Origin of the sequence: Sphingomonas sp. DBB INV C78 (assembly GCF_042693015.1) — a bacterium.
Taxonomy (GTDB): domain Bacteria; phylum Pseudomonadota; class Alphaproteobacteria; order Sphingomonadales; family Sphingomonadaceae; genus Sphingomonas_E.
Map to the genome: position 1 here is coordinate 2,661,185 of NZ_CP170544.1, position 13,586 is coordinate 2,674,770.

Consider the following 13,586-nt stretch of genomic DNA (forward strand, 5'->3'; position numbering starts at 1 on the left):
TTGCTTCTCCTTATTACTCCGACATATTACAGCGTTTCGTAGATGGCAATGTTTGTCGTTTCGCCATCTGCTTGCCGCTGTTAAGTGTCGGCGCGGAGGGATTTGATGGGGAACAACAAAGTGGGGAATGACGTGACCGATGGCGAGAGCCAGGCGCAGGCGCCGGCCAAGACGCGCGGTCCGGGCCGGCGGCTGCATGGCGCCGTCGCGCACAAGCTCGGGACGGCGATCTTGTCAGGCGAATATGCGCCGGGCGACACGCTTTCCGGCGAGGTAGCCTTTGCCGAAGAACTGGAAATTTCCCGCAGCGCCTATCGCGAGGCGATCCAGGTGCTGACCGCGAAGGGGCTGGTCGAAAGCCGGCCCAAGGCCGGAACCCGCGTGTTGCCGCGCAACCGCTGGAACCTGCTGGACCCCGACGTGCTGGCCTGGGCCTTTGCCGGCGAACCGGACGTGGAGTTCGTCCGCAACCTGTTCGAACTGCGCTCGATCGTCGAGCCTGCTGCCGCGCGACTGGCAGCGATGCGGCGGGATAAGTCCGACATCAAGACGATGAAGGACGCGCTGGCTGCGATGCGGCGCCACACGCTCGCCACCGATGCCGGCCGCGCCGCCGACCGCGATTTCCACAACGCGATCCTGCGCGCCGCCCATAATGACGCGCTGATGGCGCTGACCGCGAGCATCGGCGCCGCGGTCAACTGGACGACCCAGTTCAAGCAGCGGTCCCGCGCCCTTCCCCGCAACCCGATCCCCGATCATGTCCGCGTCTATGACGCGATCGCGGCCGGCGACGCCGATGGCGCCAGCGAGGCGATGCGCGTCCTGGTCGATCTCGCGCTCGATGATACGCGGAGCGCGATGCAGGGCTAACAATCTCGCCCCACATAAAAAGGCCCTGCTCCCGGCCGCGGGAACAGGGCCTTTCTTTTGCCCGGCCCGAAGGCCGGACGGGGGGTGGCTCAACCGATCTGCTGATCGGGCAATGCGTGGGTCGGGCGCGAGCCCCACAGCGCATAGAAGAGCACGTAAAGCTCGCAGGCCGCGGTCAGCAGGAACGACGTCTGCAGGCCATAATGGTCGGCCAGCCAGCCCTGGACGATCACCAGCGCGCCGCCAGCAATCGCCATGACCAGCAGGCCCGACCCCTCCTCGGTCAACGGACCGAGGCCGCGGATGCCGAGCGTGAAGATCGTCGGGAACATGATCGAGTGGAACAGGCCCACCGAAATCAGCGCCCACATGGCGACATGGCCAGTTGTGGAAGCGGCAACGAGCATCACGACAAATGCGCCGACACTGGCGAAGGCCAATGCCCGTTCGGGCGCAATGTTGCGCATCGCGAAGCTACCCACGAAGCGACCGACCATCATGCCGCCCCACAGCAGGAACAGATAATGCGATGCCTGCTCATGCGTCAGATTGCCGATATGCGGCTGCGACACGAAATTGATGAAGAGGTTGGAAACGCCAATCTCTGCAATGAGATAGATGAAGATCGCCGGCACACCGAAGACAAGATTGCGGTGCTGCCAGAGCGACTGATGCTTGCGCTCCTCCTTGGCGGCGCGCTGCGTGGCGACGCCCATCGCCGGCAACGGGAAGCGCGCGATGATGATCGCGAGCACGACGAGCACGCCCGCCACGATCAGATAGGGAAGCTGCACGGATTGCGCATCGGCCAGCCGTTCAGCCTGGGTGAGCACGGTCGCCCCGCCCTCCGCGGTGCCCGAGGCGGAACGGCCGAGGATCAGATAGCCGCCGAACAAAGGCGCGAGCGTGGTGCCGAGCGAGTTGAACGCCTGCACCAGATTGAGGCGCGATGACGCGGTTTCAGGCTTGCCGACCACCGCGACATAGGGGTTTGCCGCAACCTGGAGCAAAGTGATGCCGCACGCGATCACGAACAGAGCGACGAGCGTGACGCCATAGGACGGGATGCGCGCGGCGGGGATCATGCCTAGCGCGCCCGCGGCCATGATGCCGAGGCCGACCACCAGCGACTTCTTGTAGCCGATCCGCTCGATCAGCTTCGCCGCGGGAATCGAGGCGACGAAATACGCGATGAACCAGACCGACTCGATCATTGTTGTCTGGGTATAGGTAAGGTCGAACACGCTCCTGAGGTGGGGCAGCAGCGTGTTGTTGATGACCGTGATGAAGCCCCACATGAAGAAGAGGCTGGCCAGCAAAGTCAGCGCGGGGCCGTAGCTTGCGCCCTGCTGGCCCGGCTCCCCGGTCGCGTTCACGGTCGTGCTTATTGGTCCGGCCATGCCACCCTTCTCCAAAACTGGCCCCGCTTCCGATCCTTGTCGACACGGGTTGCGCTGATTTAATTTGTCGGACTATATGCGCATCAAGCAAGCGTCAATGGCGCTCATAATTCGGGAGGGTGAGAATGCAAATGTGGATCAAGGCAGGCGTGGCGCTAAGCTGCACTGCATTGGCAATGGCGTCTGGCACCATGGCATTTGCGGCTGAAATCAATCGCACGCCCGCAGGTTCGCTGAGCGACGGCACCGCGATCGAATCGATCACGCTCAAGAACAGCCGCGGCGTTTCGGCGACGATCCTGACCTATGGCGCAACCTTGCAATCGCTGGTCGCGCCCGATCGCAGCGGCAAGCCGGCCGATGTCGTGCTCGGCTATGACGATCTCGCTTCCTATGAAAAGCACCCCAATTATTTCGGCGTGACGGTCGGCCGCTATGCCAACCGCATCGCCGGCGGCCGCTTCGAACTGGACGGCAAGAGCTACCAGTTGCCGCTCAATGACAAGACCAACTCGTTGCACGGCGGCGGCAAGGGCTTCGACAAGGTCGCGTGGAAGGTGGTCTCGGCCAAGAACGGGCCGACCGCGACGCTGGTGCTCGCCCATACCAGCCCCGACGGCGATTCGGGCTATCCGGGCAAGCTGGATGCGACCGTCACCTACTCGCTCGACGAAGCGGGCGCGCTGACGATCGCCTTCGACGCGAAGACCGACAAGCCGACCATCGTCAACATCACGAACCACGCGATCTTCAACCTCGCGGGCGAAGGATCGACCGAGGGCGCCACCGGCCATCTGCTGACCATCCCGGCCAAGGCCTATACGCCGGTCGACGCCAAGCTGATCCCGACCGGCGAACTGCGTGCCGTGGAAGGCACGGTGTTCGATTTCCGTGCACCCCGCCGGGTCGCCGACGGCATTCGCGATGGCCGCGACGAGCAGATGCGCTTCGGCCAGGGCTACGACCATAATTTCGCGCTCGACAAGGGCCTCACCAAGGCGCCCGAACTCGCCGCCAGGCTGGAAGACCCGGCATCGGGCCGCGTGCTCGAAGTGCTGAGCACCGAGCCGGGCGTGCAATTCTACACCGGCAATTTCCTCGACGGCACGTTCGTCGGCAAGCAGGGGCATCTCTACCGCATGGGCGACGGCATCGCGCTCGAGCCGCAGAAATTCCCCAATGCCCCGAACCAGCCGAGCTTCATCTCCGCGCGCGTCGATCCCGGCAAGCCGTACCGGCACGTGATGATCTACCGCCTGTCCACGACCCGCTGATCGGATAAGTGATGACCGTCAAGACCAACCCCAAGCTCCGTTCGCGCGCCTGGTTCGACAACCCGGACAATATCGACATGACCGCGCTCTACCTGGAGCGTTACCTGAACTTCGGCCTGAGCCTGGAGGAACTGCGTTCAGGCAAGCCGATCATCGGCATCGCCCAGACGGGCAGCGATCTTTCGCCCTGCAACCGCCACCATCTGGTGCTGGCCGAACGCATCCGCGAGGGCATTCGCGAGATGGGCGGCATCGCGCTCGAATTCCCGGTCCATCCGATCCAGGAAACCGGCAAGCGCCCGACCGCGGGGCTCGACCGCAACCTCGCTTATCTCGGCCTCGTCGAAGCGCTCTACGGCTATCCGATCGACGGCGTGGTGCTGACCACGGGTTGCGACAAGACGACCCCGGCGCTGCTGATGGCGGCCGCCACCGTCAACATCCCGGCGATCGCTTTGTCGGTCGGTCCGATGTTGAACGGCTGGCACAAGGGGGAGCGCACCGGATCGGGCACGATCGTCTGGAAGGCGCGGCAAATGCTCGCGGCCGGGCAGATCGACGATGCCGGCTTCATCAAGCTCGTCGCCTCCTCGGCGCCGTCCACCGGCTATTGCAACACGATGGGCACGGCGACGACGATGAACAGTCTGGCCGAAGCGCTGGGCATGATGCTGCCGGGCTCCGCCGCGATCCCCGCGCCCTATCGCGATCGGCAGGAGGTCGCCTATCTGACCGGCAAGCGCATCGTCGACATGGTGGCGGAGGATCTGAAGCCTTCGGACATCCTGACGCTGGAGGCGTTCCACAACGCGATCGTCGTCAATTCGGCGATCGGCGGATCGACAAATGCGCCGATCCACCTCGCCGCGATCGCCCGCCATGTCGGCGTCGAACTGCCGCTGAAGGATTGGGAGACCGAGGGGCACAAGGTGCCGCTGCTCGTCAACCTGCAGCCGGCCGGCGAATATCTGGGTGAGGATTATTATCGCGCGGGCGGCGTGCCGGCAGTGGTCGCGCAGCTCATCGGCCAGGGCCTGATCCGCGAAGGCGCGATGACGGTCAACGGCAAGACGATGGGCGACAATTGCCGCGACGCCGAGATCGAGGATGAGCGCGTGATCCGCCGCTTCGATCAGCCGCTGAAGGAAGAAGCCGGCTTCCTGGTGCTTTCCGGCAATCTGTTCGACGCCGCGATCATGAAGACCAGCGTCATCAGCGAGGAATTCCGCAACCGCTATCTTTCCAACCCCGACGACCCCAATGCGTTCGAGGGGCCGGCCATCGTGTTCGACGGGCCGGAGGATTATCATCACCGCATCGACGATCCGGCGCTGGGCATCACGGCCAAAACACTGATGTTCATGCGCGGCGCGGGGCCGATCGGCTATCCGGGCGCGGCCGAGGTCGTGAACATGCGACCGCCGGCTTACCTGATCACCGAGGGCGTTTCCGCTTTGCCCTGCATCGGCGACGGTCGCCAGTCGGGCACCAGCGGCAGCCCTTCGATCCTGAACGCCAGCCCCGAGGCCGCAGCCAATGGCGGGCTCGCGCTGCTCCAGACTGGCGATCGCGTGCGGATCGACCTCAACAAGGGCACGGTGGACGTGCTGATTTCCGACGCGGAGCTGGCCGAGCGCCGAAGCGCGCTGGAAGCGGCGGGTGGTTATGCCTATCCGGCGTCGCAGACCCCGTGGCAGGAAATCCAGCGCTCGATCGTCGGGCAGATGGATACCGGCGCGATCCTGGAGGGATCGGAAAAGTATCAGCGCATCGCCCAGACCATGGGCCTGCCGCGCGACAACCACTGATCCCGGGCGGTAAAGTACGACCATGGCCGAGTGGAAGATCGTCGAACGCGGCGTGCAGGATGTGCTGGGCGAAGGGACCCTGTGGTCGCCACGCGACAATGCCGTCTATTGGGTCGACATATTGGCGCCCGCGCTCAACCGGCTTTCGCTAGCGGACGGAGACATCCGTCGCTGGCCGATGCCGGAACCGCTAGGCTGGGTCGTGGAACGCGCCAAGGGCGGCTTCATCGGCGGCTTCAAGAGCGGGTTTGCCGAGATCGACCTCGATCCCCTCGCGATCCGGCCGATCGTCGATCCCGAGCCGCATCTGCCCGGCAACCGCATGAACGACGGCAAGGCCGATGCGCAGGGCCGCATCTGGTGCGGCACGATGGACATGGCCGAGGAACAGGATTGCGGGTCGCTCTACCGCCTCGATCCCGATCTTCGCGTCGTGAGCATGGACAGCGGCTATCGCGTGCCCAACGGCCCGGCTTTCTCCGATTGTGGCCGCTGGCTCTACCATGCTGATACCGGCCGGCGGGTGATCTACCGCTTTCGTCGCGCGGAGGATGGCAGCATCGCGGATCGCACGCCCTTCATCCATTTCAGCGAGGCGGACGGCTATCCCGACGGCATGACCGTGGATGCCGAAGGGCATTTGTGGGTGGCGCATTGGGGCGGCAGCAGGATCAGCCGCTTTTCCCCGGACGGTGAACGCGTCCGTTCCATTCCGCTCCCCGCGCGGCAGGTGACGAACATCACATTCGCCGGCGAAGGGCTCGATCGGATGTTCGTGACGTCGGCGACGATCGGGCTGGAGGCGACCGATTATGACGGCGCGCTCTATGAAGTGGACGGCGGTGTGCGCGGCCTCCCCACGCACCATTTTGGCGGCTGAACAACGGCCACACCCACTTTCGGTTTAGGCGGTGTGGGCAGATCGAGCCGCTGCGGCAACGGCGGCTATCCACATTTTTGGTCGAATTGCTGTCTGTCAGGACACGCGGACCTTGCGGAGGTCGTCGACGATACGAACTCCCCTCGTCACCCCGGACGTGTTCCGGGGTCCACCGTGCGGCACTCATTGATGTCGATGATCGAGCGACAGCCTTGCGTCTACATCCTCGCCAGCGCCTTTAACGGAACGCTGTATGTCGGCGTAACCTCCGATCTCCTTCGCCGTGTCGCCCAGCATCGTGAAGGCATGTTTGACGGCTTCGCCAAGCGATATGGCACCAAATGCCTGGTCTATTGGGAGGCGGCAGGCACGATGGAGGCTGCGATCCTGCGCGAGAAGCAGATCAAGCGCTGGCGGCGGGACTGAAAACGGAGCCTGATCGAACGGGACAATCCCTCATGGAATGATCTGGCTGTAGCGTTCGGGTTGGAACCTCTGGCCGCGTCGCCCGCGTGACGGTGGACCCCGGAACAAGTCCGGGGTGACGAAGAGCGGATATCCGCTTCCCCCGACATGGCCGACATTCGCCGCCCCGATGTGGTCTCCCAAAACCCGACGATGGTTCACCATCGGAATTTGCCCGCGCTGCCTGATCTTTTCGATTTGAGGCTGGCCGCCGTGCCGGCAAGGCAATATGCGTCCCCGAAACCAATTCGGGAGACTCCCCCATGAAGACGCGCGCCGCCGTCGCATTCGAAGCCAAGAAGCCGCTGGAGATCGTCGAGGTCGACCTTGAAGGGCCGAAGGCGGGCGAGGTTCTGGTCGAGATCATGGCAACGGGCATCTGCCACACCGACAGCTACACGCTCGACGGCTTCGACAGCGAGGGCATCTTCCCCTCGATCCTGGGCCATGAGGGCGCCGGCATCGTCCGCGAGGTTGGCGCGGGCGTGACCAGCGTGAAACCCGGCGACCATGTCATCCCGCTCTACACGCCCGAATGCCGCCAGTGTAAGTCCTGCCTCTCGGGCAAGACCAATCTCTGTACCGCGATCCGCGCGACCCAGGGCAAAGGGCTGATGCCCGACGGCACCACGCGCTTCAGCTACAAGGGCCAGCCGATCTTCCATTATATGGGCTGCTCGACCTTCTCGAACTTCACCGTGCTGCCCGAGATCGCGGTCGCCAAGATCCGTGAGGACGCGCCCTTCCAGTCGAGCTGCTATGTCGGCTGCGGCGTCACCACCGGCGTCGGCGCGGTGGTCAACACCGCCAAGGTGCAGGCGGGCGAGAATGTCGTCGTCTTCGGCCTCGGCGGCATCGGCCTCAACGTCATCCAGGGCGCCCGGATGGTGGGCGCCGACAAGATCATCGGCGTCGATTTGAACTCTGACCGCGAGGAATGGGGCCGCAAGTTCGGCATGACCCATTTCGTCAACTCGAAGGGCCTGTCGCGCGAGGAGACGATCGCGAAGATCCTCGAACTGACCGACGGCGGCGCCGACTACAGCTTCGATGCGACCGGCAATACCGAGGTGATGCGCACCGCGCTCGAATGCTGCCACCGCGGCTGGGGCGAGAGCATCATCATCGGCGTGGCCGAAGCGGGCAAGGAGATCGCCACCCGCCCCTTCCAACTCGTCACCGGCCGCGTCTGGAAGGGCACCGCCTTCGGTGGCGCCAAGGGCCGGACCGATGTGCCCAAGATCATCGACTGGTACATGAACCAGAAGATCCAGATCGACCCGATGATCACCCACGTCCTGACGCTCGAAGAGATCAACAAGGGCTTCGACCTTATGCACGAGGGCAAGTCGATCCGCTCGGTCGTCGTTTATTGACGAAAGCGCGACAGGCCCCGGTTTCGGCCGGGGTCATACTTTGCAGATATCAGAGAATTGGAGCGGTAGCGGGAATCGAAAAGATAAGCCTAATCAACTGATTATGCCGAATTTATCCAGCTTGAACCATTGAAAAGGCCCCCAATTCGGCCCCCAATCCTATTTGGTAATCGGGTTCGGAGCATGATTTGCTCGGCGACCATTCAAGCATGAGGCTACTGCCTGACTCTTGGTGGAGCAAGCGCGACAGGTTCGATTTGCCTTTGTGACCTTTCGCAGCCTTCATGGCGCGCAAGGTGGCGCATATCCAAGGCCGATTGCCTGGCTTTCAAACTCGCTTGCTCGTTGTTGATATCGTCGTGCTTCGGTCTGGTTCGTTGCCTGAGATGCCCGGCGGCGCTCCTCATCGGCCCTCAACCGGAAATACGCCCGGTCAATTTCGTCAAACATGGCATGCCTTCCTAAGGAACGCCGGACATTGTCTTGCCCGGTCTGTTCAGGTCACCGAACAAGATGCGGAGGCGACTGAAAACGCGACATCTCGTTCGGAACTCGACCCTTACGGCCTCCACATTGCAGAACTGCGGCACTTCTGCGCTGATCGAGGTTACATAGGCCGCGCGCAGCAACTCATAGCAGCGCTTCTGGAACTTGGTTTCGGTCGGCCACACCGCCTTCAACGACGGTTCCAGCCCTTCAGCCTGCTGACGTAGCCGGTTCAGATTATGGGTTTTGGGGCTGTAGAGCGTGCGAACCAGAAACAGGCAGTGATAGTAGCGTTCGGTGGCCTGATGCAGCTCAAACGCCGCCTTTTTGAATCGCCCTTTCTCGAGATTGCTTCTGAAATCGTCGTAGAACTCGTCCGCGCTTTCGAACCACTCCTCGAAATAGTCCTGCGTCTCCTTGAGCGCCTGTTCGGGCGACAGCGGCGCGGGCTTGAGGAAAGCGACGCCGGGCACGCCAGATAGGCTGATCCCGTCGCGCATGATGTCCATGAAGAAATAGCGGCCACGCGGGCGGCCATTGCCTCTGCCGTCGCATAGGCCACCGCCAGGTCACGGGCGAAGTCGGCGCGGCTTTGTTGGGCTCTCGCGTCGGCAGTCCGGACCTCGGCGTCCGCGACCGCGGTGCGGGCAGAGCGCTTGCCGCCCAGCTCGATCGGTTGCTGCAGCGAAACCGTCGTCTCGGCCTGCTCGAAATTATCATAGGGCCTGCCACCGGCGAAGTTTTCGACTTCGGTGTTGATGGTGGGGTTGGGTCGCGCTCTGGCTTGCCGGGCCTGGCCGCGCGCCACATCGATCTCCGCTGCGCTGGCCGACAGGCGCGGGGCAGATTCAGTTGCACGGCGCAGCAATTCCGGGAACGCCGGCGCGACTTGCGCGACGGCTGGTGTCGCGACGAACATCGCGCAACCTGCCAACAGCCCTGTGATCAGCCGGCGCTTACCCATGTTGCGCACGAGCCGTCGTCGGGGCGGAAGCGGAGCGCAACTCGGCGCGGGCCTGGGCGATGATCTGGGTGCCACCCCACAGGCCGAGCCCGGCCATGATCGCGGCGACGGTGAGATCGGGCCAGGCACTGCCCGTGCCGAACACACCGAGCGCGGCAAGCATCACCGCGACATTGCCGATCGCGTCGTTGCGTGAGCAGATCCAGACCGACCGCATGTTCGCGTCGCCCATGCGGTAGCGATAGAGCAGGGCTGCGACAGCGAGATTTGCGAGCAACGCCACAAAGCCGACCGAGCCCATGACTTCCGCATGCGGCACCGTCCCATGAAAGACGCTCCAGAGCGCCGCGACCAGCACACCGAGCCCGAACAGGAAGATCGTCCCGCCCTTCAGCAATGCCGCGCGGGCACGCCACGCCAACGCCATTCCGGCGACACCAAGGCTGATCGCATAGTTTGCGGAGTCACCCAGGAAGTCGAGCGCATCGGCCTGCAATGCTTTCGATCCGCCAGCAATGCCGGCGGCCAGTTCGGCAACGAACATTGCGGCGTTGACGGCAAGCGCGATCCACAGGACGCGCCGCCATCGCGGATCGTTGTTCGCCTGCTTCTTGTCACTGGCGCAACTGGTGCAGGCCATATCGTCCTCTCGACAATCTCCGAGTCGGACAGCCATATGCACCCTGTAGCAACTACAGGGTCAAGCGATGGCGACAGGCTTAACGATCGGACATCTCGCCAAGGCGGCCGAGACCAAGGTTGAGACGGTCCGGTATTATGAGCGCATCGGGCTCCTCGAGGCGCCGGGCCGGACCCAGGGCAACTACCGGGCTTACGGGGCCGATGCGCTTTCCCGGCTGAGCTTCATCCGCCGTGCGCGAGATCTTGGCTTCTCGATCGATCAGGTGCGCGACCTTCTGAACCTCGCCGGCCAGAAGCAGCGTGATTGCGGGTCGGTCGACGTGATGGCGCTCGAACATCTCGCCGAGATCGACCGCAAGCTGGCCGACCTGACAGCCCTGAGGCGTGAACTCGGGGCGCTAATCTCGTCCTGTCAGGGCGGGACGATCTCGGAATGCCGAATTCTGGAAGCGCTAGCGCCGCGCACGGAGCGCTGACCCAGGCGCCCAACTTCAGTTGGTGTTCCCTACTTGTCCCACATGAACAGATGGCAGGAATTGGGAAGTTCAAAAGTCGGGCGATTTGTCCGCTTTGGCGGCGGCAGCAGGCAGTGGGCGCCGCAGCCCGAAGTTGAGAGCCGCGCCTTCCTTAACGCGGCTTGGCCCGGCTGCGGATCCAATAGCCTAGGTTCAGCCCCTCGCCCGCGCCTAGCAGACATTCCAAATGACCTTTCCGGCATCAAACGGCGGGTAGCTCCCGAATGTGGGTGAGCACCTGCTCCGCATAGTGTGGCGGGCAGATCAGCAGATCGGGCAGATAGACGTCGGCCTGGTTGTAGACGAGCGCGCTGCCGTCGATCCGGCTGACGTGGAAGCCCGCCGCCTGCGCCACCGCGACCGGCGCGCAGCTATCCCACTCATATTGGCCGCCGGAGTGGAGATAGATCTCCGCTTCGCCGCGGACGACCGCCATCGCCTTGGCGCCGGCCGATCCCATCGGGACCAGCTCAGCGCCCAGCTTTTCCGCGACCGCCACCGCCTCCGCGGCGGGACGGGTGCGGCTGACGAGCATCCGCAATTTGCCTTCCGCCGCAGCCGCATCAAGCTTGCGCTCAGTGCAGAGCGTCAGCGGAATGCCCGGCAGCGCAACCGCACCGATTTCCGCCTTGCCGTTGATGGCGAGCGCGATGTGGACCGCCCAATCGGTGCGCTCCTCACCAAATTCGCGGGTGCCATCGAGCGGATCGACGATCCACACGCGCTCCCGGCTGAGGCGATCGGAACTATCCTTCTCCTCTTCCGAAAGCACGGCATCATCGGGGCGCTGTTCGGCCAGCGCCGCCATGATGAACGCGTTGGCGACGCGGTCCCCCGCCTTGCCCAGCGCCTTGCCTTCGAAAAGGCCCGACTTCTGGAGCGTGACGAGGATCTGGCCGGCGGTTTCCGCGATGTGGCGGGCGAGTTCGACGTCCGTCACTTCAGCAACTCCTCGACGATGAGTTCGGCCGCCTGTTCGGGCGTCATCTTCGTCGTGTCGATGCGATAATTTATGTGAATGGGTACGCCCATCTACCGACCCTCCTTGCTTGTATCGGGATCCGCCATCGCGCTCCCATAATGGGCCGGGAGCGGGTTGATGCCTTCGAGAGCCCGACGCGTCCGGTCGGCGATGGCCGCCCCATAGATCTCCGGTTGCATGATCAGCCAGAATTGGCCGTCGTCGATCCCCGCGAATGCCCAGCGCGCGAAGTCATCCGGGTCCATTCCGGTTTGCTCGGTAAAGTCCCGCATTGCCGAGATGGAACGGTCAACCGAATCCTCTGACCGAGCGCCGCGGGTTTCCGCATAGATTTCCGATCTGACCGCGCCGGGAGCGAGGACTGATACGGCGACCTTGGAATTCTCAAGCTGGAGCTCGATCGCAAGCGCTTCCGTGAGCGCCACCACCGCGAATTTGCTGGCGGTATAAGGCGCGATGAGGGGGCTGGATACAAAGCCACCGATCGATGCCGTGTTGACGATCCTGCACGCCAGATTGGTTTCGATCATGCGGGGAACGAAGCTCGCCACACCGTTCACCACGCCCATGACATTGACATCAAGGATGCGGCGCCAGCGATCTGTGGGGATCTTCCAGCTCAGCCCGCCGGAGAGAAGGCCGGCATTGTTGAAGAGGATATCTGTGCGGCCAAATTCAGCGAAGACGCGCTCCGCGAGCGCATCGACGCTCACCGTGTCGCTGACGTCTGTGCGCACCGCTAGCGGCCTGCCTCCGAGATCGGCCGCCAGACGCGCGAGGCCGGCCTCATCGACGTCGGCGATGACGACCTGCATGCCACGCTCATCAGCGATCCTGGCGAGCCCGCGTCCAATTCCGCTGGCTGCGCCTGTCACAACCGCCACTTTCCTGGCTTCCATCTCGCATTCCTTCAGTTCGCGGGCTCGCCAGAGATCAATCTGCGCTGACCCTGTCCTTGCCTTCGGCTTGATTTCGGTGCGCCAGCAGCTTTATCGCCCTCGCGCTTCCGTTCGCCATTCGATCAGACCCCGAAGCCGCCGGACACCGAAATCGTCTGGCCCGTCACATAACGCGCCCGATTGGAGCAGAAGAACACGGCCGCCTGGCCAATATCCTCGGGCTGACCCCAGCGCTTCAGCGCGAGCAGCTTGTGGGTCTCCTTCACCCACTCCTCGTCGAACACGCCCTGCTTGGTGAGTTCGTGAAACATGCCCGCGTCGATGACGCCGACCAGCACCGAGTTGGCGCGGATCTCGAACTTGCCCTCTTCCTTGGCGATGCCCTTGATGAGCGCTTCGTTCGCCGCCTTGGGCGCGACCGAAAGCCCGTCCATCGCCGGCCACCAGTCATGCCCGGCCGAGCCGAGATGACAGAAGGAGCCGCCGCCGTTCGCCCGGAAATGCTCGATCAGCACCTGCGAGGCGGTGAAGAAGCCGAGCACTTCGACGTCGATCGCGTTGCGATAATGATCCCGGGTCCACTCGGCGATGTGGATCTGCGGCACCAGCGGGCCAGCACCCCACACCATCGAATGGACGCGGCCATGATCCTTGGCGGCTGCGACGACAGCGGCTGCGACCTGCGCCTTGTCCCGCACGTCGACCTGGTGGATGCTCGCCTTCACGCCATGCGCGCGGATCGCCTCGGCCGTCTTTTCAGCGACGTCCTGCTTGGAGCGATAGCAGATCGCGACGTCGGTGCCCGACTTGGCGAATTCGATCGCAACGCCTTGGCCGATGCCGCCGCTGCCGCCGAACACCATCACCGCGCCTTCGGGAAAGTCGTTGGTCATATCGATCCTTTCTGCGGCACGGGAATTCGAATGGTCAGGCGGGCCACAAGATTTATGGAAATGGCGTCAGGTGGACACATGCAATCAGTGTCCACCTGACGCAGTCACTCCTCGGAGGAAGTCGGGGAG

At 63.7% G+C, this 13,586-nt stretch carries 13 protein-coding genes and 2 pseudogenes; 7 read left to right on the top strand and 8 right to left on the bottom strand.

Annotation, left to right across the window (positions count from 1 at the left end):
- Positions 1-105 precede the first annotated feature (105 nt).
- A complete protein-coding gene (locus tag ACFB49_RS12545; protein ID WP_380871485.1) occupies positions 106-873 on the top strand; it encodes a FadR/GntR family transcriptional regulator in 768 nt (255 codons plus the stop codon).
- A gap of 89 nt (positions 874-962) precedes the next feature.
- Here the strand turns inward: ACFB49_RS12545 and ACFB49_RS12550 are convergent, their stop codons facing one another.
- Positions 963-2,273 (bottom strand): sugar MFS transporter, encoded by a 1,311-nt coding sequence (locus tag ACFB49_RS12550; protein ID WP_380871487.1) that lies wholly within the window; start codon positions 2,271-2,273, stop codon positions 963-965.
- Between the two features lie 131 nt (positions 2,274-2,404).
- On the opposite strand from ACFB49_RS12550, the gene ACFB49_RS12555 reads away from it, so the two are divergent.
- The 5 genes and pseudogenes from ACFB49_RS12555 to ACFB49_RS12575 all read left to right on the top strand — a co-directional run bounded on the left by ACFB49_RS12555 (position 2,405) and on the right by ACFB49_RS12575 (position 8,076).
- Positions 2,405-3,547, top strand: a complete 1,143-nt coding sequence (locus ACFB49_RS12555; RefSeq protein WP_380879954.1) for an aldose epimerase family protein — start codon at positions 2,405-2,407, stop codon at positions 3,545-3,547.
- Positions 3,548-3,558: 11 nt separating this feature from the next.
- Entirely contained in the window at positions 3,559-5,355 is a 1,797-nt protein-coding gene (locus ACFB49_RS12560) for an IlvD/Edd family dehydratase (protein WP_380871489.1), read from the top strand.
- A gap of 22 nt (positions 5,356-5,377) precedes the next feature.
- Entirely contained in the window at positions 5,378-6,235 is an 858-nt protein-coding gene (locus ACFB49_RS12565) for an SMP-30/gluconolactonase/LRE family protein (RefSeq protein WP_380871491.1), read from the top strand.
- Positions 6,236-6,430: 195 nt separating this feature from the next.
- Positions 6,431-6,751: pseudogene (locus ACFB49_RS12570) on the top strand (GIY-YIG nuclease family protein).
- Positions 6,752-6,963: 212 nt separating this feature from the next.
- Positions 6,964-8,076, top strand: coding sequence for an S-(hydroxymethyl)glutathione dehydrogenase/class III alcohol dehydrogenase (locus ACFB49_RS12575; RefSeq protein ID WP_380871493.1), 1,113 nt, complete (start codon positions 6,964-6,966; stop codon positions 8,074-8,076).
- 282 nt (positions 8,077-8,358) lie between these two features.
- Here the strand turns inward: ACFB49_RS12575 and ACFB49_RS12580 are convergent, their stop codons facing one another.
- The 4 genes and pseudogenes from ACFB49_RS12580 to ACFB49_RS12595 form a co-directional block, all read right to left on the bottom strand.
- Positions 8,359-8,526 carry a hypothetical protein gene (locus ACFB49_RS12580; RefSeq protein ID WP_380871496.1) on the bottom strand — a complete coding sequence of 56 codons (168 nt, stop codon included), beginning with the start codon at positions 8,524-8,526 and terminating at the stop codon, positions 8,359-8,361.
- 11 nt (positions 8,527-8,537) lie between these two features.
- Positions 8,538-9,071 (bottom strand): HEPN domain-containing protein, encoded by a 534-nt coding sequence (locus tag ACFB49_RS12585; protein ID WP_380871498.1) that lies wholly within the window; start codon positions 9,069-9,071, stop codon positions 8,538-8,540.
- Between the two features lie 41 nt (positions 9,072-9,112).
- Positions 9,113-9,526, bottom strand: a pseudogene (locus tag ACFB49_RS12590) (TolC family protein); the annotation flags it as partial.
- A complete protein-coding gene (locus tag ACFB49_RS12595; protein ID WP_380871500.1) occupies positions 9,519-10,166 on the bottom strand; it encodes a cation transporter in 648 nt (215 codons plus the stop codon). The pseudogene ACFB49_RS12590 and the gene ACFB49_RS12595, both read right to left, overlap by 8 nt.
- Positions 10,167-10,233: 67 nt before the next feature.
- Between ACFB49_RS12595 and ACFB49_RS12600 the strand changes: the two genes are divergently transcribed.
- Positions 10,234-10,644: a helix-turn-helix domain-containing protein gene (locus tag ACFB49_RS12600; RefSeq protein ID WP_380871503.1), complete on the top strand. Its 411-nt coding sequence runs from the start codon at positions 10,234-10,236 to the stop codon at positions 10,642-10,644.
- A 241-nt stretch (positions 10,645-10,885) separates the two neighbouring features.
- Here ACFB49_RS12600 and ACFB49_RS12605 read toward each other — a convergent pair whose 3' ends face one another.
- From ACFB49_RS12605 to ACFB49_RS12615, 3 genes are all read right to left on the bottom strand, one after another.
- Positions 10,886-11,623 (bottom strand): 3'(2'),5'-bisphosphate nucleotidase CysQ, encoded by a 738-nt coding sequence (locus tag ACFB49_RS12605; protein ID WP_380871505.1) that lies wholly within the window; start codon positions 11,621-11,623, stop codon positions 10,886-10,888.
- A 92-nt stretch (positions 11,624-11,715) separates the two neighbouring features.
- Positions 11,716-12,564, bottom strand: coding sequence for an SDR family oxidoreductase (locus ACFB49_RS12610; protein WP_380871507.1), 849 nt, complete (start codon positions 12,562-12,564; stop codon positions 11,716-11,718).
- A gap of 122 nt (positions 12,565-12,686) precedes the next feature.
- On the bottom strand, positions 12,687-13,457 hold the full coding sequence (locus tag ACFB49_RS12615; RefSeq protein WP_380871509.1) for an SDR family NAD(P)-dependent oxidoreductase: 771 nt from the start codon (positions 13,455-13,457) through the stop codon (positions 12,687-12,689).
- Between the last annotated feature and the right edge of the window lie 129 nt (positions 13,458-13,586).

Coding starts and splice junctions, on each gene's coding strand:
- ACFB49_RS12545 (WP_380871485.1), top strand. CDS start 106: ATGGGGAACAACAAAGTGGGGAATGACGTGACCGATGGCGAGAGCCAG.
- ACFB49_RS12550 (WP_380871487.1), bottom strand. CDS start 2,273: ATGGCCGGACCAATAAGCACGACCGTGAACGCGACCGGGGAGCCGGGC.
- ACFB49_RS12555 (WP_380879954.1), top strand. CDS start 2,405: ATGTGGATCAAGGCAGGCGTGGCGCTAAGCTGCACTGCATTGGCAATG.
- ACFB49_RS12560 (WP_380871489.1), top strand. CDS start 3,559: ATGACCGTCAAGACCAACCCCAAGCTCCGTTCGCGCGCCTGGTTCGAC.
- ACFB49_RS12565 (WP_380871491.1), top strand. CDS start 5,378: ATGGCCGAGTGGAAGATCGTCGAACGCGGCGTGCAGGATGTGCTGGGC.
- ACFB49_RS12575 (WP_380871493.1), top strand. CDS start 6,964: ATGAAGACGCGCGCCGCCGTCGCATTCGAAGCCAAGAAGCCGCTGGAG.
- ACFB49_RS12580 (WP_380871496.1), bottom strand. CDS start 8,526: ATGTTTGACGAAATTGACCGGGCGTATTTCCGGTTGAGGGCCGATGAG.
- ACFB49_RS12585 (WP_380871498.1), bottom strand. CDS start 9,071: ATGGACATCATGCGCGACGGGATCAGCCTATCTGGCGTGCCCGGCGTC.
- ACFB49_RS12595 (WP_380871500.1), bottom strand. CDS start 10,166: ATGGCCTGCACCAGTTGCGCCAGTGACAAGAAGCAGGCGAACAACGAT.
- ACFB49_RS12600 (WP_380871503.1), top strand. CDS start 10,234: ATGGCGACAGGCTTAACGATCGGACATCTCGCCAAGGCGGCCGAGACC.
- ACFB49_RS12610 (WP_380871507.1), bottom strand. CDS start 12,564: ATGGAAGCCAGGAAAGTGGCGGTTGTGACAGGCGCAGCCAGCGGAATT.
- ACFB49_RS12615 (WP_380871509.1), bottom strand. CDS start 13,457: ATGACCAACGACTTTCCCGAAGGCGCGGTGATGGTGTTCGGCGGCAGC.